The sequence below is a fragment of the Bradyrhizobium sp. 4 genome (genome assembly GCF_023100905.1).
Classification (GTDB): Bacteria; Pseudomonadota; Alphaproteobacteria; order Rhizobiales; family Xanthobacteraceae; genus Bradyrhizobium.
Map to the genome: position 1 here is coordinate 7190675 of NZ_CP064686.1, position 18953 is coordinate 7209627.

Annotated in this window: 21 protein-coding genes and 1 other RNA gene; 14 read left to right on the forward strand and 8 right to left on the reverse strand. The window is 65.2% G+C overall.

Features of this window, described 5'->3' with window-relative positions; genetic code table 11:
- The first annotated feature begins 11 nt into the window (after window positions 1-11).
- Together IVB45_RS34510 and dapE are read left to right on the forward strand one after the other, a co-directional pair.
- A complete protein-coding gene (locus IVB45_RS34510) occupies window positions 12-665 on the forward strand; it encodes a DUF805 domain-containing protein (RefSeq protein WP_247357680.1) in 654 nt (217 codons plus the stop codon).
- The gene (gene dapE / locus IVB45_RS34515) at window positions 662-1840 is read left to right on the forward strand and encodes a succinyl-diaminopimelate desuccinylase (RefSeq protein ID WP_247357679.1); all 1179 of its coding nucleotides are present in this window, start codon (window positions 662-664) and stop codon (window positions 1838-1840) included. Before IVB45_RS34510 ends, dapE begins: the two co-directional genes overlap by 4 nt.
- Before the next feature lie 164 nt (window positions 1841-2004).
- Here the strand turns inward: dapE and truA are convergent, their stop codons facing one another.
- The 3 genes from truA to def all read right to left on the reverse strand — a co-directional run bounded on the left by truA (window position 2005) and on the right by def (window position 4324).
- A complete protein-coding gene (truA, locus tag IVB45_RS34520) occupies window positions 2005-2742 on the reverse strand; it encodes a tRNA pseudouridine(38-40) synthase TruA (RefSeq protein WP_027565794.1) in 738 nt (245 codons plus the stop codon).
- A complete protein-coding gene (gene fmt / locus IVB45_RS34525) occupies window positions 2742-3665 on the reverse strand; it encodes a methionyl-tRNA formyltransferase (protein ID WP_247357678.1) in 924 nt (307 codons plus the stop codon). The genes truA and fmt overlap by 1 nt, the downstream gene beginning before the upstream one ends.
- 134 nt (window positions 3666-3799) lie before the next feature.
- Window positions 3800-4324 carry a peptide deformylase gene (gene def, locus IVB45_RS34530; RefSeq protein ID WP_247357677.1) on the reverse strand — a complete coding sequence of 175 codons (525 nt, stop codon included), beginning with the start codon at window positions 4322-4324 and terminating at the stop codon, window positions 3800-3802.
- 171 nt (window positions 4325-4495) lie between these two features.
- On the opposite strand from def, the gene rmuC reads away from it, so the two are divergent.
- The 3 genes from rmuC (at window position 4496) to IVB45_RS34545 (ending at window position 7685) form a co-directional block, all read left to right on the forward strand.
- Window positions 4496-5695, forward strand: coding sequence for a DNA recombination protein RmuC (gene rmuC, locus IVB45_RS34535; RefSeq protein WP_247357676.1), 1200 nt, complete (start codon window positions 4496-4498; stop codon window positions 5693-5695).
- Window positions 5696-5829: 134 nt separating this feature from the next.
- The gene (locus tag IVB45_RS34540; RefSeq protein WP_247357675.1) at window positions 5830-6132 is read left to right on the forward strand and encodes a GIY-YIG nuclease family protein; all 303 of its coding nucleotides are present in this window, start codon (window positions 5830-5832) and stop codon (window positions 6130-6132) included.
- A gap of 188 nt (window positions 6133-6320) precedes the next feature.
- Entirely contained in the window at window positions 6321-7685 is a 1365-nt protein-coding gene (locus tag IVB45_RS34545; protein ID WP_247357674.1) for an MFS transporter, read from the forward strand.
- 129 nt (window positions 7686-7814) lie between these two features.
- Here the strand turns inward: IVB45_RS34545 and IVB45_RS34550 are convergent, their stop codons facing one another.
- The 5 genes from IVB45_RS34550 to ffs form a co-directional block, all read right to left on the reverse strand.
- Entirely contained in the window at window positions 7815-8252 is a 438-nt protein-coding gene (locus IVB45_RS34550; RefSeq protein WP_027565800.1) for a hypothetical protein, read from the reverse strand.
- 26 nt (window positions 8253-8278) lie between these two features.
- Window positions 8279-8881 (reverse strand): recombination mediator RecR, encoded by a 603-nt coding sequence (gene recR, locus IVB45_RS34555; protein ID WP_007604678.1) that lies wholly within the window; start codon window positions 8879-8881, stop codon window positions 8279-8281.
- Between the two features lies 1 nt (window position 8882).
- Entirely contained in the window at window positions 8883-9212 is a 330-nt protein-coding gene (locus tag IVB45_RS34560) for a YbaB/EbfC family nucleoid-associated protein (protein WP_007597704.1), read from the reverse strand.
- Between the two features lie 25 nt (window positions 9213-9237).
- Entirely contained in the window at window positions 9238-11055 is a 1818-nt protein-coding gene (locus IVB45_RS34565; protein WP_247357673.1) for a DNA polymerase III subunit gamma/tau, read from the reverse strand.
- Between the two features lie 95 nt (window positions 11056-11150).
- An RNA gene (gene ffs / locus IVB45_RS34570) (signal recognition particle sRNA small type) lies at window positions 11151-11247 on the reverse strand.
- Between the two features lie 193 nt (window positions 11248-11440).
- On the opposite strand from ffs, the gene IVB45_RS34575 reads away from it, so the two are divergent.
- The 9 genes from IVB45_RS34575 (at window position 11441) to IVB45_RS34615 (ending at window position 18950) form a co-directional block, all read left to right on the forward strand.
- Window positions 11441-12286, forward strand: coding sequence for a transporter substrate-binding domain-containing protein (locus IVB45_RS34575; RefSeq protein ID WP_247357672.1), 846 nt, complete (start codon window positions 11441-11443; stop codon window positions 12284-12286).
- Window positions 12287-12411: 125 nt separating this feature from the next.
- Window positions 12412-13074 (forward strand): amino acid ABC transporter permease, encoded by a 663-nt coding sequence (locus tag IVB45_RS34580; protein ID WP_027565803.1) that lies wholly within the window; start codon window positions 12412-12414, stop codon window positions 13072-13074.
- Window positions 13071-13889 (forward strand): amino acid ABC transporter ATP-binding protein, encoded by an 819-nt coding sequence (locus IVB45_RS34585; RefSeq protein WP_027565804.1) that lies wholly within the window; start codon window positions 13071-13073, stop codon window positions 13887-13889. Before IVB45_RS34580 ends, IVB45_RS34585 begins: the two co-directional genes overlap by 4 nt.
- Window positions 13889-14644 (forward strand): SDR family oxidoreductase, encoded by a 756-nt coding sequence (locus IVB45_RS34590; RefSeq protein WP_027565805.1) that lies wholly within the window; start codon window positions 13889-13891, stop codon window positions 14642-14644. Before IVB45_RS34585 ends, IVB45_RS34590 begins: the two co-directional genes overlap by 1 nt.
- Window positions 14641-15768: a muconate cycloisomerase family protein gene (locus IVB45_RS34595; protein WP_247357671.1), complete on the forward strand. Its 1128-nt coding sequence runs from the start codon at window positions 14641-14643 to the stop codon at window positions 15766-15768. The genes IVB45_RS34590 and IVB45_RS34595 overlap by 4 nt, the downstream gene beginning before the upstream one ends.
- A 275-nt stretch (window positions 15769-16043) precedes the next feature.
- Complete coding sequence (locus IVB45_RS34600) at window positions 16044-16463, forward strand: HIT family protein (RefSeq protein ID WP_247285423.1); 420 nt, start codon at window positions 16044-16046, stop codon at window positions 16461-16463.
- A gap of 11 nt (window positions 16464-16474) precedes the next feature.
- Window positions 16475-17413, forward strand: coding sequence for an NAD(+) diphosphatase (gene nudC / locus IVB45_RS34605; protein ID WP_247357670.1), 939 nt, complete (start codon window positions 16475-16477; stop codon window positions 17411-17413).
- 6 nt (window positions 17414-17419) lie between these two features.
- A complete protein-coding gene (locus IVB45_RS34610) occupies window positions 17420-18373 on the forward strand; it encodes a sugar kinase (RefSeq protein WP_247357669.1) in 954 nt (317 codons plus the stop codon).
- Between the two features lie 67 nt (window positions 18374-18440).
- Window positions 18441-18950 carry an Lrp/AsnC family transcriptional regulator gene (locus tag IVB45_RS34615; protein WP_007604670.1) on the forward strand — a complete coding sequence of 170 codons (510 nt, stop codon included), beginning with the start codon at window positions 18441-18443 and terminating at the stop codon, window positions 18948-18950.
- The last annotated feature ends 3 nt before the right edge of the window (window positions 18951-18953 follow it).

Below are 18953 nucleotides of genomic sequence, written 5' to 3' on the forward strand. Positions count from 1 at the left end.
GAGCCTTTGGCATGGACTGGACCTGGTATCTCTTCCGCTTCGACGGCCGCATCAACCGCGCCTTGCTGTGGCAGGCGCTGCTGATCGTCATGGTGCTGGCCTGCATGCTCGGGATGATCGACCAGGCCATCAAGGTGCTGAACGGGGCCGCGACTTTCGCCTTCAACTTCAAGGTCGACTTCGATTTCGGTGTCGACGACATCTTCAACGTGGTCGATCCCAGGGCCTATCGTCTGCTGGCAACGACCGATCGCGCGACCCTCATCCTCAAGGTGCTCGGAAGCTCGCTATTCCTGTGGATCTATCTCGCGACCGCGACCAAGCGGCTGCACGATCGCGACCGGAGCGGCTGGTGGCTGGTTTCGTTCTTCGTCGTGCCCGCGTTGTTCGACCAGTTCTCGGACCTGCTGCCTACCGAATCAAACTGGGTTGTTGCCCTCGCCTGGGCCGTGCACATTCCGTGGTTTTGGGGCCTCGTGGAAATGTTCATTGTGCCCGGCACCTCGGGCGACAACCGGTTCGGCGCCGATCCGTTGGCCGACGTTGAAGATGACTCGGCGCCCGCCCCGCCGCTGGCGAAAACCTGGGACCAGCAGAGCGAGATCGAATTTGTCCCGCCCAGTGCTAGCCCACCCGGCGGCATGCATGTTAAGCGGGGCGCATGACCGATGCTCTCTCGATTGCCCGCGATCTCATCCGCTGCCCCTCGGTAACCCCGGCCGATGCCGGTGCGCTGGGCGTGCTCGAACAAGCCCTCAATGCGGCAGGCTTCACATGCCACCGCGTGACCTTCAGCGAGCCCGGCACCGCCAACGTCGACAACCTCTATGCGCGGATCGGCACTGACGGGCCGCACATCACCTTTGCCGGCCACACCGACGTGGTGCCGCCTGGCGACGAGAGCGCCTGGAGCGTCGGCGCGTTCTCGGGCGAGGTGAAAGACGGCTTTCTGCATGGCCGCGGCGCGGTCGATATGAAGGGCGGCATCGCCTGCTCGGTCGCCGCGGTGCTGGGGCATCTCGCCGCGAACGACGGCAAGCCGCGCAGCGACGGCCAAAAATCGGGCTCGGGTTCGATCTCGTTCCTGATCACCGGCGACGAGGAAGACGTCTCCATCAACGGTACCATCAAGCTGCTGAAGTGGGCGGCGGAGCGCGGCGAGAAGTTCGACCATTGCGTGCTGGGCGAGCCCTCCAATGTCGAGACGCTCGGCGACACTATCAAGGTCGGCCGCCGCGGCTCGCAATCCGGCACGCTGTATGTCGACGGCGTGCAGGGCCACGTCGCCTATCCGCACCGCGCCGCCAATCCGGTGCCTGATATCTCGCGGCTGATCGTGGCCATCTCGGACGAGCCGCTCGACCATGGCAGCGCGCAGTTCCAGGCCTCCAATCTCGAATTCACCTCGGTCGACGTCGGCAACACCGCCAACAACGTCATCCCGGGACAAGCCCGCGCAAAATTCAACATCCGCTACAACGACAACCACACCCAGGCGAGCCTGCGCGAGCTGGTCGAGACGCGGCTGACCAAAGCCTGCGGCAACCGCATTCGCGCCCGCATCGTCTGGGAGCCCTCGAACTCGAACGTATTCGTGACCAAGCCCGGACCGTTCACCGAACTCGCGGTGTCCGCGATCGAGGAGGTGACGGGCCGCAAGCCGGAGCTGTCGACCTCAGGCGGCACCTCGGATGCGCGCTTCATCTCGAGCTATTGCCCGGTGATCGAATTCGGCCTGGTCGGCCAGACCATGCACCAGGTCGACGAACGTGTGCCGGTTCAGGATCTGGAGCAGCTGACCAAGGTGTATCGCGGGATTTTGGCGAGGTATTTTGGGTAGGGCGCGATTGCCTGCCCAAACTCCGCTGTCATCGCCCGCCTTGACCGGGCGATCCACTAATTCGAGACAGCAGTGATTGATCCGAGGGGCCGCGGCGTACTGGATTCCCCGCCTTCGCGGGGAATGACAGTGGTGGGCGTGGCGAGAGTTTCTAGCCTCGCGCTCTAATAATCTACCTGCATCAGATACAGCCCGTCCGGCGGGGCGACGATGCCGCAGGCGGCGCGGTTGCGCGCGGCGAGCGCTGCGGAGAGATCGTCGGCGGTCCAGCGGCCTTCACCGACCCACATCAGCGACCCCACCATGGAGCGCACCTGGCTGTGCAGGAACGAGCGCGCCGAAGTGAGAATAACGATCTCGCGCCCGTCGCGCAGCACGTCGAGCTGATCGAGCGTCTTCTCCGGCGATTTGGCCTGACACTCGGTGTCGCGGAAGGTGGTGAAATCGTGCTTGCCGAGCAGGCGCTGTGCCGCCGCATGCATCGCATCGGCATCGAGCCGGCGCGGCACGCGCCAGGCGTGGCCGGCATCGAGCGCGAGATTGGCACGGGTGTTGACGATGCGGTAGCGGTAGTGGCGCTTCACGGCCGAGAAGCGCGCTTCGAAACTATCAGGTACGATGTCGGCCTCGAGCACGGCGATCGGATGCGGGCGCAAATGCGCATTCAAGCCGTCGCGAAAACGGCCCGGCGGAAACTGCTTGTCGATATCGACATGCGCGACCTGGCCACGCGCATGCACACCGGCATCGGTGCGCCCGGCGCCGTGCACGCGCGCATCCGCGCCGGTCATCGCCTTCACCGCCGCTTCCAGCGCGCCTTGCACCGAGGGCAGCGTCTCCTGCACCTGCCAGCCGAAGAACGGTGCGCCGTCATATTCGATGATGAGCTTGTAGCGGGGCATCAGGCCAGCCGCATCGGCGGCTTCAACGGTACGCCGCGCAGGAAATCCGCGGCCTGCATGCGCGCCTTGCCTTCGCGCTGGAGCTCGATCAGACGGATTGCACCGTCGCCGCAGGCGATGGTGAGGTGATCGTCGAGCACCTCGCCGGGTGCGCCCGCGCCTTTCGCCAGCTCGCAACGCAGGATCTTGACCCGCGCATTCTCAAGCTCGGCCCAGGCGCCGGGAAACGGCGACAGTCCGTGGATATGACGCAGCACCTCCCGCGCGGGCCTGGTCCAGTCGATCCGCGCTTCGGCTTTGTCGATCTTGGCGGCATAGGTGACGCCGTCCTCGCTCTGCTTTTTGAGCTGGAGCCCGCCGCGGTCGAGCGCGGCCATGGCGCGCACCATCAGGTCCGCACCAAGCCGGGACAGACGATCGTGCAGATCGAGCGCCGTCATGGTGTCCGTGATCGCGAGACGCTCGGCCATGGCGACGTCGCCGGTGTCGAGGCCAACATCCATCTTCATCACCATCACGCCGCTCTCGGCATCGCCGGCCATGATCGCGCGGTTGATGGGAGCTGCACCGCGCCAGCGTGGCAGCAGCGAGGCGTGCAGATTGTAGCAGCCGAGCTTTGGCGCATCGAGGATCGCCTGCGGCAGGATCATGCCATAGGCGACGACGACGGCGGCATCGGCGTCGAAGGCGCGGAATTCTTCCAGCGCCTCCGGCGTTTTCAACGTCTTCGGCGTCAGCACGGGCACGCCAAGCTTTCGCGCGGCCTCTTCCACCGGGGTCGGCTGCAATTGCAGGCCGCGCCGGCCGCCGGGCTTGGGCGCGCGCGTATACACGGCCACGATCTCGTGGCCGTGCGCGACGAGCTCGAGCAGCGTCGGCACGGAGAAATCGGGCGTGCCCATGAAGATCAGGCGGAGGGGCATGTGGCGGCGCTCGGTAAGGCTTGTTTCTCCGTCATGCCCGGGCTTGTCCCGGGCATCCACGGTCTTGGCGACAAAGCAAGCAAGGCGTGGATGGCCGGGTCAAGCCCGGCCATGAGGACGAGAGAGAACCCGGCTCACTCCGCGCGCTTGGCGGCTTTCTCGAACTTCTTGATCACGCGGTCGCGCTTGAGCTTGGACAGATAGTCGACGAACAGGACGCCGTTGAGATGGTCGATCTCGTGCTGGATGCAGGTGGCGTAGAGGCCTTCGGCGTCCTCCTCGTGCACCTTGCCGTCCAGATCGATGTAGCGCACCCGCACCTTCGCGGGACGCTCGACCTCCTCGTAATATTCGGGGATCGACAGGCAGCCTTCCTCATAGACAGACAGGTCCTCGGAGGAGGCGATGATTTCCGGATTGATGAAGACGCGCGGCTCGGGCTTGGTCTCGCCGTCCTGGTCGGGCTTGGCGAGGTCCATGGTGATCAGCCGCAACGGCCGCGCGACCTGGATCGCCGCGAGCCCGATCCCGGGCGCGTCGTACATGGTCTCGAACATGTCGTCGGCAAGCTTGCGGATCTCCGGCGTGACCTTCTCGATCGGCTTGGAGACCAGACGCAGCTGCTTGTCGGGCAGGATGATGATTTCTCTGAGGGCCATGGCCGCGATTTAAGCCGCGCGCCCGATGCGGTCAATCCGGCCCGGAACCCCGTTAACCCTCCGCTAACCATAAAACTTCAGGTTTCGTTAACCATAAAATTTAACGGGGCATTTACCCTAAATGTTCGCTATTCGTTCGTGCGGCCGAGCGAATCGGCTAGAAGCAGGGGCATGAACGAGATCATTTTCATGCTCGGCGACTGGCCGGTGCGCACCGTGGACGCGCTGATCGGCTTCGGTGCCCTGGTCCTCATCCTGATGGTGGTGATCGCCGTCGTGATCGCGCGCTCCGGGCGGCGCGGGGCGGAACTCGCGATGGCCAACGCCATCCGCGCCGACGAACTCGAGGAGCGCATCAGCCAGATGCTGCATGCCCAGAGCGAGGCTTCGGGGCGGGTCGACGCCATGACCCAGACGCTGGCCGGCCGCCAGGCCGACATGGCACGCGCGGTCAACGAGCGGCTGGATTCGGTGACCCACCGCGTCGGCCAGTCCATGGAGCACACCACCCGCAACACCATGGAGAGCCTGCGCGCGCTGCACGAGCGGCTCGGCATCATCGATAGCGCGCACAAGAACCTCACCGACCTCACCACGCAGGTGACGACCCTGCGCGATGTGCTCGCCAACAAGCAGTCGCGCGGCGCCTTCGGTCAGGCGCGGATGGAAGCGATCGTCCAGGATGGTCTGCCGAAGGGCGCCTACGAGTTCCAGTTCACGCTCTCGACCGGCAAGCGTCCGGACTGCGTCGTATTCCTGCCCGACCAGCGGCCACTCTGCATCGACGCGAAGTTTCCGCTGGAAGCGATGACCGCGCTGCATGACGCGCGCACCGACGAGGAGAAGCGCATCGCCACGCAGCGGCTGCGCGGCGATGTCATGAAGCATGTCAGCGACATCGCCGAGAAATATCTCGTCGCCGGCGAGACCCAGGACATGGCGCTGATGTTCGTGCCGTCGGAATCGGTCTACGCCGAGATCCACGACGGTTTCGACGACGTCATCCAGAAGGCGTATCGCGCCCGTGTCGTGCTGGTGTCGCCGTCGCTTTTGATGCTGGCGATCCAGGTGATGCAGCAGATCATGAAGGACGCGCGCATGCGCGACGCCGCCGACCAGATCCGCACCGAGGTGATCAAGCTCGGCGACGACCTCGGCCGCCTGCGCGATCGCGTGCTGAAGCTCCAGAAGCATTTTGCCGACGCCAACGAGGACGTGCGGCAGGTGCTGATCTCCGCCGACAAGATCGAGAAACGCGCCGGGCGCATCGAGGAGCTCGATTTCAGCAAGAGCGATGCGCCGGAAGCGCCGCATCTCGTAGCGACCGGCGCTGCCGAACTGTTCCCGCGGAAGCTCCAGGCGGGGGAGTGAGATTGTGGCACACTGTCATGCCCCGCGAAGGCGGGGCATCCAGTACGCCGCGGCAGTCATGATTGAACCGGGACGCTGGTGATTACTGGATCGTCCGCCTTCGCGGACGATGACAGCGGAGGGAGAGGTAGCAGTTGGGCACACGCCACTACTACGTTTACATCCTCGCCAGCAAAATCGGCGGAACGCTGTACATCGGCGTGACCAATGATCTCATTCGTCGCGTGGCGGAACATAAGTCCAAGGTCATCGAGAGCTTTACGGAGAAGTACGATGTCGCAAGGCTCGTCTATTTCGAGCAGTTCGACGATCCCGAGAATGCTATCAAAAGGGAGAAGCGGCTGAAAAAGTGGAACAGGGCCTGGAAGGTTCGATTGATTGAGAAGAGCAATCCGAAATGGAACGACCTTTATCCCGGGATAGCCGGCCCACCATGAGTCCGTCATGCCCCGCGAAGGCGGGGCATCCAGTACGCCGCGGCGGCCGCGATTGAACCGAAATGCTGGTGGGTACTGGATCGTCCGCCTTCGCGGACGATGACAGCGGAGGGGGCGACGACACCTCCTCTTTGGCTGGCAGGAGCGACACCTCACTTGTGGCCGCCAGAATCTGCTAACACCACCCCATGACCGCACCCGACGCGACCTCGACTGCCGGCCCCGGCACGGCCCCCACCTCCTGGCGTGACAGCCTTGCCGTTTACCTGCAGCCGAGGGTGCTGATCGTGCTGTTCCTCGGCTTCTCGTCCGGGCTGCCGTTGGCGCTGTCGGGCTCGACGCTGCTGGTGTGGATGCGGGAATCCGGCGTCGATCTCAAGACCATCGGGCTGTTTGCGTTGGTCGGCACGCCCTACACGCTGAAATTCCTGTGGGCGCCGCTGGTGGATGCGATGCATGTGCCGCTGTTCACGCGCGCGTTCGGGCGGCGGCGCGGCTGGCTGCTGTTCTCGCAATTGCTGCTGATCGTCGCCATCCTGCTGCTGGCGCTGACCGATCCCGCGCGCTCGCCGTTCTACGTCGCGCTCGGCGCGTTGCTGGTGGCGACGGCCTCGTCGACGCAGGACATCGTGGTCGATGCCTTCCGCGTCGAGAGCCTGCCGGAAAGCGAGCAGGCTGCCGGCATGGCGTCCTATGTCGCGGCCTATCGCATCGGCATGCTGGTCTCGACCGCCGGCGCGCTGTTCATCGTCTCGGGCTTCGAGAGCACCGGCATCACCCGCACGTCCGCCTGGATGTGGGGCTATGTGGTGATGGCGGCGATGGTGCTGATCGGGACGATCACGGCGCTGGTCGCGACTGAGCCCGAGCAGTCGGTGCGGGCAGAAGCCGCGACGCAGACGCAAACCGCGTTCGCGCGCGTGCTGCACGCGGCGGTCGGAGCCTTCTCGGAATTCCTGACGCGCAAGGACGCGCTTGCGGCACTCGCCTTCGTCGTGCTGTTCAAGTTCACCGACGCCTTCTCCGGCACGATGACCGCGCCGTTCGTGATCGACCTCGGCTTCTCCCGCAACGACTATGCGGCGATCGTGAAGGGCGTGGGCCTCGCGGCGACGCTGATCGGCGGCTTTGCCGGCGGCTTCGTCGCCCGGCGCTATTCGCTCGCAACCAGCCTCTGGATCGGCGGCGTGGTGCAGGCGCTCGCGAACCTCTCCTTCTCCTGGCTGGCCTTCGTCGGCACCAGCCAATGGGCGCTCGCCTTCGCCATCACTTGTGAGAACTTCACCAGCGCCATCGGCACGGTGATCTTCGTCGCCTATCTTTCGGCGCTCTGCCAGAACCCGCTGCACACGGCGACGCAATATGCGCTGCTCACCGCTCTTGCCGCGGTGGGGCGGACCTATCTCTCGTCAGGCGCCGGCTTCGTGGCTGATACGACTGGCTGGCCGCTGTTCTTCGTGATCTGCATGCTGGTGGCGATCCCAAGCCTGGTGCTGCTGGCCTGGCTGCAGAAGCGCGGGCATTTTGATGCGCTGGGGCCGATGAGGGTTTAGACCGGCTCTCTCACCTTCGTCATTGCGAGCGAAGCGAAGCAATCCAGACTGCCGCCGCGGAGGCGGTCTGGATTGCTTCGTCGCAAGTGCTCCTCGCAATGACGACGGAGAGAGCAGAGCGAATCGCCTCTACTGCTTCTTGATCAGGCTCCACTTCGTGATCACGGCCTCGCTCATCTGGCCGGGGTCGCTGGCGCAGGCGACTTCGTCGACCTTGACCGAGATCTCCTTGCCGGCGAACGTCTTCAGCTGTGCGGCCTGCGCATCGCCGCTGGGAACGAGCTGGAAGGTTTCGGGGCCGGTCTCGAGATTGCACAACCCGTTCGGTGGCGGCAGCCGGCGCGGCTCGGAGGTGATCTGGTAGGTCGCAACCCGCTTGCCGACGTTCTTGACGTCGCGCACTTTCATCGTGTTCAGCTCGCCCGAGAGCACCTCGCCGGCATTGATCGGCTTGCCGGGCTTCGACGGCGGCGGAGCCCCGTCGTCCTGCTGCGCGGAGATAGCCGGCGTCGCCAGCATCGCCATCGTCGCAACCAAAGCCCATCGTGTGGCGAAAAGTTTCGTCATATCGTCCGTTCCGTAAGTCTGGATGTCTAGAACAGGGTACGCTGCCGCATCGCGGCCGATAGCGTACCTTCATCGAGATAATCAAGCTCGCCGCCGACCGGCACACCATGGGCGAGCCGGGTTACTTTTACGTTGGCGTCCTGAAGCAGGTCGGTGATGTAGTGTGCCGTGGTCTGGCCGTCGACGGTGGCATTCAGCGCCAGGATGACCTCATGCACCTGCGCCTCATGCGCGCGCGCGACCAGCGCCTCGATGGTGAGGTCCTGCGGGCCGACGCCGTCGAGCGGCGACAATGTCGCGCCCAGCACGTGATAGCGCCCTTGAGTGGCATTGGCCCGCTCCAGCGCCCAGAGATCGGCAACGTCGGCGACGACGACGATGATCGAGGGATCGCGCCTCGGATCGGTGCAGACCGTGCAGGGACTTTGCGTGTCGATGTTGCCGCAGGTCTTGCAGACCTGGACCTTCTCGAGCGCGACCTGCATGGCCGAGGACAGCGGCATCATCAGCGCTTCGCGCTTCTTGATCAGATGCAGCGCCGCGCGCCGCGCCGAGCGCGGGCCGAGGCCCGGCAGCCGCGCGAGAAGCTGGACTAGCCGCTCGATTTCAGGACCCGCAACAGCGCCCATCCTACTGGCCGAACAGCCCCGACAGCCCCGGCGGCAGGCCGAGCCCCCCGGTGAGCGACTGCATCTTCTCCTGCATGGCGGCTTCCGCCTTGCGGCGGGCCTCGCCGAACGCGGTGACAAGCAGATCCTCGAGCACTTCGCGCTCTTCCGCCTTCATCAGCGAAGGATCGATCTTGACGCCCTTGACGTCCATCTTCGCGGTCATGCGCACAGCGACGAGACCGCCGCCGGAGATGCCCTCGACCTCGACGTTGGCGAGCTGGTCCTGCATCTCCTGCATCTTGGATTGCAGCTGCTGCGCCTGCTTCATCATGCCGAAAATATCGACCATCGGTGCTGTCCTTGGAAAATTGGCTCTAGAGATCGTCGCCGTCGGAACCGTCGGGCGGATCGTCACTGCCGTAGTCGGCGTTAATATCGGATTCCGGCGCCTCGGGGGCAAGCCTGCGGACCTCGACGACCTTCGCACCCGGAAAACGCGACAGCACCTCGCGCACGCGCGGATCGGCCTCGGCGGTGCGCGCATGTTCCTGCTTGGCCGCCTGGCTCACCGAGCGCAGCGTCGGCTGGCCCGGCTCGTTGGAGACGATCACGGTCCAACGGCGCCCGGTCCAAAGCTCGAATTTGCGCGCGAGATCGGAAATCATGGTCTTGGAGGCGTTGGGCTCGAGCGCAACTTCCAGCCGGCCCTCCTCGAAACGAACGAGGCGCATGTCGCCTTCGAGCGCGCCCTTGGTGAGGAGGTCGCGCTTCTGCCCGGCCAGCGCAACGAGCTGGGTGAAGCTCGTGACGCGCAACACGGGCGCGGCAGCTTGCGGATCCGGCGCGGGCGTTGCCATCTGCGGACGGGCACCGCCGCCGCCGAACGAGGACGGTGAGGATGTCGGCATGCGAACTGGCGCTGCGGACGCCACCGGCCCCGCCGGCGCGTTGCGCGCGGCACTGCCGCCGCTCACGACCGGCGAACCGCCGCCGTTCTGCTCCAGCATCTTGATCGCTTCGTCCGGCGTCGGCAGGTCGGCGACATAGGCAATGCGCACCAGCACCATCTCGGCGGCTGCCGCGGGCCGCGTCGCGGCCTGCACCTCGGTGATGCCCTTGAGCAGCATCTGCCACATCCGCGACAGCACGCGCATCGAGATCTTCGAGGCGAAATCCCGCGCGCGCACGCGCTCGGTCTCGCCATAGGCGACGTTGTCGGCGGTCGCCGGCACGATCTTCACGCGGGTGACGAAATTGACGAACTCGGCGAGATCCGAGAGCACCACGATCGGATCGGCGCCGACGTCGTACTGGTCGCGGAACTCCCTGAACGCGGACGCGATGTCGCCACGCGCCAGAGAATCGAAAAGATCGATGACACGGGTGCGGTCGGCGAGCCCCAGCATCTGCCTGACGGCATCGGCCTTCACGGTGCCCGCGGCATGCGCGATGGCCTGATCGAGCAGCGAGAGCGAATCCCGCACCGAGCCTTCCGCGGCGCGCGCGATGATGCCGAGCGCTTCAGGCTCGATCTCGACGTTTTCCCTGGCCGCGATGTTGGCGAGATGCTTCATCAGTACGTCGGCCTCGACGCGGCGCAGGTCAAAACGCTGGCAGCGCGACAGCACGGTCACCGGAACCTTGCGGATCTCCGTCGTGGCGAACACGAACTTGGCGTGCTCCGGCGGTTCCTCCAGCGTCTTCAGGAAGGCGTTGAACGCCGCCGTCGACAGCATATGGACTTCGTCGATGATGTAGACCTTGTAGCGGGCGCTGGCCGGCGCGTAGCGGACGCTGTCATTGATCTGACGGACGTCGTCGACGCCGGTATGCGAGGCCGCGTCCATCTCCAGCACGTCCATGTGCCGGCTTTCCATGATCGCCTGGCAATGCACGCCGAGCGTCGGCATCTGGACCGTCGGGCCCTTCACCGAGCCATCCGGCATCTCGTAGTTGAGCGCACGGGCTAGGATGCGCGCCGTGGTGGTCTTGCCGACCCCGCGGACGCCGGTGAGAATCCAGGCCTGCGGAATGCGGCCGGTCTCGAACGCATTGGAGACGGTGCGGACCACGGCCTCCTGGCCGATCAGATCGTCGAAGCTGGAGGGACGGTATTTCCGCGCCAGCACCCGGTAGGGCGTGCTGGCCTGGCCGGCGCTGTCAGAGTTGGGAGGGGCGCCAGCGTCGGTCATCGGTCGATCCGCAATGAAGTGTCTTTCGGCCGGCTTTTGCGGAAAGGAGCGCGCTGGCGGCCCGAGCCGCCGGCGCAATTCGCTCGGAAAAACAGGTAGGAGACTGACGAGCGACCCGATCCGGACCTCGTTAGGGCTGCTTCCTTCCGGACCTGACCCGGTTGGCGAGTGGCTCGTCCACCGCCAATCTCCCGATCCCTATTTGGGGCCAAAAGGACCGGAAAGCAAGCGGGTATCGGCTTGAACGGGCTCCGCTTCATGATGGTTTGCCCAGCATCCGGGCAATTCCCGGCCTGCCCAGCCGATAGGCTGTGCTTTCACTGCCGGAGGCGCCTTGGTAAGAACGCTGCCGGAACTTCTTCCAACAGAAAAGCGATTGATCCCAATGGTTACACGTCGTGATGTTGCATCGATTGTCGGACTTGGCGCGATTGGCGCGGCGACGCTGGCCTCCCCGGCCGTGGGGCAGACCGCCGATACCAACGAATCGACCTTCGCCCGCATCCGCCGCACCAAGAAGATGCGGATCGGCGCGGTCGGCGGCGGCGCACCCTATTACATGAAGGATCTTTCGACCGGCCAGTGGAAGGGATTTTACGTCGACATCGCCAAGGCGCTTGCCGAGGACATGGAGGCCGAGCTCGACATCACCGAGACCACTTGGGGCAATTCGGTGCTCGACCTGCAGTCCAACAAGATCGACATCTTCTTCGGCCTCAACCCGACCCCGAAGCGCGCGCTGGTGGTCGACTTCTCGGTGCCGGTCTTCAACAACGCCTTCGGCATCCTCTGCAAGAAGGACTTCAAGCCGAACAGCTGGGCCGAGTTGAACTCGCCCGACGTCAAGATCGCGGTCGACCAGGGCTCCTCGCACGACCAGGTCGTCAGCCGCCTGACGCCGAAGGCGCAGATCTCGCGGCTGAAGACCGCCGACGACGCCACCGCCGCGCTGCAGACCGGCCGCGTCGACGCGCAGTGCCTGATCACCATGCTGTCGCTGACCGTGCTGAAGAAGAATCCCTCGCTCGGCCAGTTCGTGCTGCCGACGCCAATCTTCGCCACCACCTCGAACGCCGGCTTCCGCCGCGAGACCGACAAGACCTGGCGCGACTACGTCAACACCTGGATCGACTTCAACAAGGGCCTCGGCTTCATCCGCAACGCGATCATCACCAACATGGAGCTGGTGGGCGTGACCGAGGCGGACATCCCGCCGGGCGTGTCGTTGTAGTCTTCCACTGTCATTCCGGGCGCCCGAAGGGCGAACCCGGAATCTCGAGGTTCCGGGTTCGATGCTTCTGCATCGCCCCGGAACGACAATGCCGGCGGTCAAGCCGTACGACGAGTGACACACGCATGTATCAGTGGGACTTCGGCATCCTCTGGAGCTATCGCTGGCTCTTTCTCAACGGGCTCGGCGTCACCGTCGGCTTCACATTGGTCATCGTGGTGCTCGGGCTCGTCTTCGGCCTGTTCGGCGCGTTCGGCACCCTGTCGCGCTTTCGCGCGGTGCGCCTGATCGCGCTCACCTTCATCGAGGCGTTCCGCTGCACGCCGATCCTGGTGCAGCTGATCTGGTTCTATTACGCGCTGCCGATCCTGGCCGGTGTCGAGATGACGCCGATCACCGCCTCGGCGCTCGCGCTGTCGCTCTATGGCGGCTCGTTCTATTCGGAGATCATCCGCGGCGGCATCATTTCGATCGACCGCGGCCAGTCCGAAGCCGGCGCCGCGCTCGGCATGACGCCGGGACAGAGCATGCGGCGCATCGTGCTGCCGCAGGCGATCAAGCGCATGATCCCGGCGCTGATGAACCAGTCGATCATCCAGTTCAAGAACACCTCGCTGGTCTCGGTGCTGGCGGTGCCTGATCTGGTCTATCAGAGCCAGGTCGCCGCCCATGACAGCTACCGTCCGCTGGAAACCTACACCGCCGTCGCGGTCGCGTATGCGGCCATACTGATTCCCCTGACCATCATGGTCCGGCGCGGCGAGAAGCGACTGGCGGTCGGCGAATGAGCGAGACTTCCAAGGACGCTTCCAAGAACACCTCCAAGATCGAGATCCGTGGCTTGCGCAAAAGCTTTGGCAGCAACGAGGTTTTGAAGAGCATCAGCCTGGACGTCGCCAAGGGCGGTGTCGTGGCGCTGATCGGCCCGTCCGGCTCCGGCAAGTCGACGCTGCTCCGCTGCATCAACCTCCTGGTGGCGCCCGACGGCGGCAGCGTTCGCGTCGGCGACACGCGCTTTGCTTTCGGAGAAGGCACAAAGCTGCCTGACGTGAAGACGCAGGCCAAATTCCGCGCCACCACCGGCATGGTGTTTCAGCATTTCAATCTGTTCCCGCACATGACGACGCTCCAGAACGTGATGGAGGGACCGGTCACCGTGCGGCGCATGGTGAGGGCTGACGCGGAGAAGCTGGCGCGGGCCCAACTCGCGAAAGTGGGCCTTGCAGAGAAGGCCGACCAGTATCCGGCAACGCTCTCCGGCGGACAGAAGCAGCGCGTCGCGATTGCGCGGGCGCTCGCGATGGAGCCGGACGTGATGCTGTTCGACGAGGCCACCTCCGCGCTCGATCCCGAGCTTGTCGGCGAGGTGCTCGCCGTGATTCAGCAGCTGGCGTCGGAGGGCATGACCATGGTGATCGTGACCCACGAGATCGCCTTTGCCCGCGAAGTCGCCGACCGTCTGATCTTCATGCGCGACGGCGTCGTGGTCGAGGAAGGACCGGCGCGGCAGGTCATCGATCATCCGCAGGAAGCCGCGACGCGCGCCTTCCTCAGCCATTTCCACCGAACCGGCGCATTGCCGCCGGCCAACGCAGCATCGTGATGTCCGAAATCAATCGCGTCTATCTCATCACCGGCGCCGCCAGCGGCATCGGCCGCGCCACTGCAAAACTGCTCGCGGGGCCCGGCACCGCGCTGCTGCTGCACACGCGCTCCAACGCAGCCGGCCTCGACGCCACCGCGGCGGAAGCCGAAGCGCAAGGCGCGATCGTCGCGAAATGCCTCGGCGACCTCGCCGAGGAGGCCGCGGTCACCGACGCCGTCGCCGCTACACAAAGCGCCTTCGGCCGACTCGATGGATTGATCCTGGTCGGCGGCCATGCCCGCCGCGGCAGCGCGATCGGTACGCCGACGGATCAGTTCCGCAAGGCGATGGACGAATCGGCGCTGGCGTTCACACGGTTGGTGGACGCGGCGCTCCCGCTGCTCCGTGCGGGGCAGGATTCGCGGATAGTGGCAGTGTCGTCGTTCGTTGCGCACGCGATCCGGCCGGAGTTCGCGCCCTTCGCAGCGACGGCCGCGAGCCGCGCCGCGCTCGAAGCGCTGGTGCGCCTCACCGCAGTCGAACTCGCCAAGGAGGGCATCACCGTCAACGCCGTCGCGCCGGGCCTCATCGTCAAGGACAGACCCAGCGAAAGCCGGCTGTCACCTGAGCAGATCGCCGCGACCGAGGCGCTGATCCCGATGGGTCGCCGCGGGCGGCCGGAAGAGGTCGCCGAGATCATCGCTTTCCTGGCCTCCCCGAAAGCATCCTACGTCACCGGCCAAGTCTGGCACGTCAATGGAGGCCTGACATGACCGAAGCAACCGTCGAACGCATCAGGCTGTTCCTGATCGAAAGCCCGATCAAGATGGCGCGCCTGCAAGGCGTCGGCAATGTCAAGGGCACGGTGAAGCGCGTGCTGCTCGAACTGACGTCGAGCGACGGCGTGATCGGCTGGGGCGAGGCGGCACCGTGGGAAGTGTTCACGGGAACGCCGGAAGCGGCCTTCTCCGCGCTCGACATCTATTTGCGGCCAATCGTGCTCGGCAAACCGGTGCGTCGCATCCGCGCGCTGATGGCCGAGCTCGATCGCGCGCTGGTCGGACATGCCGAAGCCAAGGTCGCGATCGAAATGGCGCTGCTCGACATCGTCGGCAAGTCGTCGGGACTATCGGTCGCCGACCTGCTCGGCGGCCGCGTGCGCGACGCGATCCCGCTGTCGTTCTCGATCGCCGATCCCGATTTCGCCGCCGATCTCGAACGCATGCGGAAGATGGTTCCGGACGGCAACGTCATCTACAAGGTCAAGACCGGCGTGAAGCCGCACCGCGAGGATCTCGATCACCTCGCGGCGATCCGTAACGAGTTCGGCGACAAGGTCGATCTGCGGGTCGATTACAACCAGGCCTTAGCGCCGTTCGGCGCCATCAAGATCCTGCGCGACGTCGAGCAGTTTGCGCCGACTTTCATCGAGCAGCCGGTGCCGCGCAAATTTCTCGACGTGATGGCGCAGCTCACCGCGGCGCTTGAGACGCCCGTGCTCGCGGACGAAAGCTGTTTCGACCGCCGCGACATGATGGAGGTGGTGCGCCGCGAGGCTGCAGATGCCGTCTCGGTCAAGCTGATGAAGGCCGGCGGCCTGTTCGAGGCGCAGGCGATCATGGCGATCGCCGACATCGCCGGCCTGCCGGGCTATGGCGGCACGCTGTGGGAGGGCGGCATCGGGCTCGCCGCCGGGACGCAGCTGATCGCGGCGACGCCGGGAATCTCGCTCGGCTGCGAATTCTACATGCCGCACCACGTGCTGACCGAGGACGTGCTGGAAGAGCGCGTCGCCAATCGCGGCGGCCACGTCGTGGTGCCGGACGGCCCCGGCCTCGGCATTCGCGTCAGCGAAGCCTCGGTCCGCGCCAATGCGCGGGTGCTTGCGGAGGGGTAAGACGTCGCCACACATTCGCTGTCGTCCCGGCGAAGGCCGGGACCCATAGCCACAGGGGGATGTTTTGCGAAGATTGGTCGTTCGGGATCAGCACCAACCGCAAACCATAGACCTCGCGGTATGGGTCTCGGCCTTCGCCGGGACGACAACGGTGCATGCGGCCCCTGCGGAGGCTCATCCTTCCCCAATCAAACTCCGTATCGTATGGTCGGAGCAAATATTCAGGGGTTCCGCCCCGCCATGCCCGATTCCCAATGGGCCATCCGGAAACCTTCATGTCCGAACCCGCCTGGTCGCTGCACTCCCGCCTGAAAGAGGACACCATCGACATCGGCGATTTGCCGCTGTCCAAGGTATTGGTCATCAAGGACGCGCATTATCCCTGGCTGCTGCTGGTGCCGCGACGCGCGGATGCGGTCGAGATCATTGATCTCGACGAAGTGCAGCAGGCGCAGTTGATGACGGAGATCTCCCGCGTCTCGCGGGCGCTGAAGGAGATCACCCAATGCGACAAGCTCAACATCGCGGCACTCGGCAACCTCGTGCCGCAGCTTCACGTCCACATTATCGCGCGCCGCACCAGTGATGCCGCCTGGCCGCGGCCGGTCTGGGGCGTAATGCAGCCCTTGGCGCACGACGCCACAGAGGTGCAGACTTTCATCAGCGCGCTTCGCCGCAAGATCTGGTTGGGTTGAAAGAACAAGACATGTCAGCATTCGACTCGTTTCCGCTGGGGCAGCCGGCCTTCGTCACCAACATTCTCGACCGTGCCGCGCATCTGCGCCGCGATGACGAAAAGCTGTTCGCGCTGGAGCAGAAGCCGGCCTCGCGCGCCTATGTGGTCTACCGCGACTCGCTGCTGGTGAAGCGCGAGGGCGAAAAAGTGCGCGCGCTGCTCGGAATCGACGAGGCGCTGAAATGCGGCGCCAATCCCGGCACAATCTTCTTAGGCTTACGCGACGGCGCCGCGATGTTCGGGATGGGCCTGTCGCAGGCTGCGTCCGAGAAGCTGATCGGGCGCGAAGACTACGCCCTCAGTGAGCTGCGCGGCATGGCGATGCAGGGCGCGGTGCCGCCGCAGGAGCTGTCGGCGATCGCGATGGCGAAGTCGATGGTGAGCTGGCATCAGCGCCACGGCTATTGCGCCAATTGCGGCACGCGTACCGGGATGAAGGAAGGCGGCTGGAAGCGGGAGTGCCCGAGTTGCAAGGCCGAGCATTTCCCCCGCACCGACCCCGTCGTGATCATGCACGTCGCCGCCGGGGACAAATGCCTGCTCGGCCGCCAGAAGCAGTTTCCGCCGGGGATGTATTCGTGCCTCGCCGGCTTCGTCGAGGCGGCCGAAACCATCGAGGACGCGGTGCGCCGCGAGATCCTCGAAGAATCCGGGATTCGCTGCACCGACGTACAATATTATATGACCCAGCCCTGGCCCTATCCGTCGTCGCTGATGATCGGCTGCAGCGCGCGGGCCGTGAGCGAGGACATCGTCGTCGATCACTCCGAGCTGGAGGATGCGCGCTGGTTCACGCGTGAGGAGGCCGCTCTGATGCTGACGCGAACGCATCCCGACGGGCTGGCCGGCCCGCACCCGTTTGCGATTGCGCATCACCTGCTCGGCCGCTGGGTGCACGACAAGAGCTGACCGCCGATGGCGCACTCCGTGATCGCGCCGCGCATCCTCTGCATCGGCATTCCCGTGCGCGACCTGACCTTTCGTGTCGAGGCCGTGCCCGCGCGCGGCAGCAAGGCGAATGCCAGCCATCTCGCGGAGATCTGCGGCGGCAACGCGCTCAATGCCGCGATCGCCATCGCGCGGCTCGGCGGCCGCGTCTCGTTCGCAGGTCCGATGGGCGATGCGCAGGAGACGTCGAGCGACTTCATTCTCGAGCGCATGCGATCCGAAAACATCGACACAAGCCATATCGTGCGCATACCTGATGCGACCACGCCCGTCTCTGCCATCATCATTGACGCGACGGGCGAGCGAACGCTCACGATCTATCGCGATCCGGCCCTTTGGACAGTCGAGCTGCCCGACGCCGACAAGCTGCTCGCCGATTGTCAGGCGGTCCTCGTCGAGAGCCGCTGCGCATCGTTCTGCACGGATCTCTGCACTGAGGCACGCCGGCGCGGCATTGCCGTCATCGTCGGCGTCGATCGCGCGATGTCGTTGCAGGACGGCCTGCTCACGGCCGCCTCGCACCTGCTGTTCGCCAGCGAACAGGTGCAGGAGACCGCCGGCATCGCCGACGACGGCGAGGCGTTGCAGCGCCTGGCCGCGCTCACGCCCGCCTTCCTCGCCGCGACCCGCGGCCCGCGCGGCACGATCTGGCTGAACGAGAGCGGCGAACTGGAGCAGACGCCGGCCTTCCCGGTTCAGGCCGTCGATACGCTCGGCGCCGGCGACGTCTTCCATGGCGCCTTCACGCTTCGCCTTGCCGAAGGCGGCGGCGTGCGGCAGGCGCTGCAATTCGCCGCGGCCGCCGCGGCGCTGAAATGCACCCGCCACGGCGGTGGCCTCGCCGCTCCGCAACGTATTGAAGTCGAAGAGTTTTTGAACATGTCGCCGGCGGCGACGCTTGAGCGGGCGCCGAGATTATAGACTTGCTATAGAAAGATTTTCTCTATATCAGGGAAATCGACCCTCGATATGGAACAAAGTTCTTCAAATGACCGATCTCGCCGTCCCGCTCCCCGAGACCAGCCGCCGCCTCGACGCCATCGACCGTAAGATTCTGATGGTGCTGCAGGATGATGCCTCCCTCTCCGTCGCCGAGATCGGCGACCGCGTCGGCCTGTCCTCGACCCCCTGCTGGAAGCGCATCCAGCGCCTGGAGGCCGACGGCGTGATCACCAAGCGGGTGGCGCTGGTCGACCAGAACAAGATCGGGCTCGGCATCTCCGTGTTCGTGTCGGTCGAGAGCTCCGACCATTCCGACGCCTGGCTCAAGAAGTTCGCCGAAGCCGTCAGCGCCATGCCCGAGGTGATGGAGTTCTATCGCATGGCCGGCGACGTCGACTACATGCTGCGCGTCGTCGTCGCGGACATGCAGGCCTATGACGTGTTCTACAAAAAGCTGATCAGCGCCGTGCCGCTCAAGAACGTCACCTCGCGCTTCGCGATGGAGAAGATCAAGTCGGTCACCGCGCTGCCGATCCCGGCGGTGGTGGCGGCGTAGGGC

Excerpts from the sequence above, each read along its gene's own strand:
- IVB45_RS34550 (WP_027565800.1), bottom strand. The coding sequence starts at position 8,252 with ATGACGAAACTTTTCGCCACACGATGGGCTTTGGTTGCGACGATGGCG.
- dapE (WP_247357679.1), top strand. The coding sequence starts at position 662 with ATGACCGATGCTCTCTCGATTGCCCGCGATCTCATCCGCTGCCCCTCG.
- IVB45_RS34565 (WP_247357673.1), bottom strand. The coding sequence starts at position 11,055 with ATGACCGACGCTGGCGCCCCTCCCAACTCTGACAGCGCCGGCCAGGCC.
- truA (WP_027565794.1), bottom strand. The coding sequence starts at position 2,742 with ATGCCCCGCTACAAGCTCATCATCGAATATGACGGCGCACCGTTCTTC.
- IVB45_RS34575 (WP_247357672.1), top strand. The coding sequence starts at position 11,441 with ATGGTTACACGTCGTGATGTTGCATCGATTGTCGGACTTGGCGCGATT.
- IVB45_RS34510 (WP_247357680.1), top strand. The coding sequence starts at position 12 with ATGGACTGGACCTGGTATCTCTTCCGCTTCGACGGCCGCATCAACCGC.
- IVB45_RS34545 (WP_247357674.1), top strand. The coding sequence starts at position 6,321 with ATGACCGCACCCGACGCGACCTCGACTGCCGGCCCCGGCACGGCCCCC.
- rmuC (WP_247357676.1), top strand. The coding sequence starts at position 4,496 with ATGAACGAGATCATTTTCATGCTCGGCGACTGGCCGGTGCGCACCGTG.
- def (WP_247357677.1), bottom strand. The coding sequence starts at position 4,324 with ATGGCCCTCAGAGAAATCATCATCCTGCCCGACAAGCAGCTGCGTCTG.
- IVB45_RS34615 (WP_007604670.1), top strand. The coding sequence starts at position 18,441 with ATGACCGATCTCGCCGTCCCGCTCCCCGAGACCAGCCGCCGCCTCGAC.
- fmt (WP_247357678.1), bottom strand. The coding sequence starts at position 3,665 with ATGCCCCTCCGCCTGATCTTCATGGGCACGCCCGATTTCTCCGTGCCG.
- IVB45_RS34560 (WP_007597704.1), bottom strand. The coding sequence starts at position 9,212 with ATGGTCGATATTTTCGGCATGATGAAGCAGGCGCAGCAGCTGCAATCC.
- IVB45_RS34610 (WP_247357669.1), top strand. The coding sequence starts at position 17,420 with ATGGCGCACTCCGTGATCGCGCCGCGCATCCTCTGCATCGGCATTCCC.
- IVB45_RS34585 (WP_027565804.1), top strand. The coding sequence starts at position 13,071 with ATGAGCGAGACTTCCAAGGACGCTTCCAAGAACACCTCCAAGATCGAG.
- IVB45_RS34580 (WP_027565803.1), top strand. The coding sequence starts at position 12,412 with ATGTATCAGTGGGACTTCGGCATCCTCTGGAGCTATCGCTGGCTCTTT.
- IVB45_RS34600 (WP_247285423.1), top strand. The coding sequence starts at position 16,044 with ATGTCCGAACCCGCCTGGTCGCTGCACTCCCGCCTGAAAGAGGACACC.
- IVB45_RS34595 (WP_247357671.1), top strand. The coding sequence starts at position 14,641 with ATGACCGAAGCAACCGTCGAACGCATCAGGCTGTTCCTGATCGAAAGC.
- IVB45_RS34590 (WP_027565805.1), top strand. The coding sequence starts at position 13,889 with ATGTCCGAAATCAATCGCGTCTATCTCATCACCGGCGCCGCCAGCGGC.
- recR (WP_007604678.1), bottom strand. The coding sequence starts at position 8,881 with ATGGGCGCTGTTGCGGGTCCTGAAATCGAGCGGCTAGTCCAGCTTCTC.
- nudC (WP_247357670.1), top strand. The coding sequence starts at position 16,475 with ATGTCAGCATTCGACTCGTTTCCGCTGGGGCAGCCGGCCTTCGTCACC.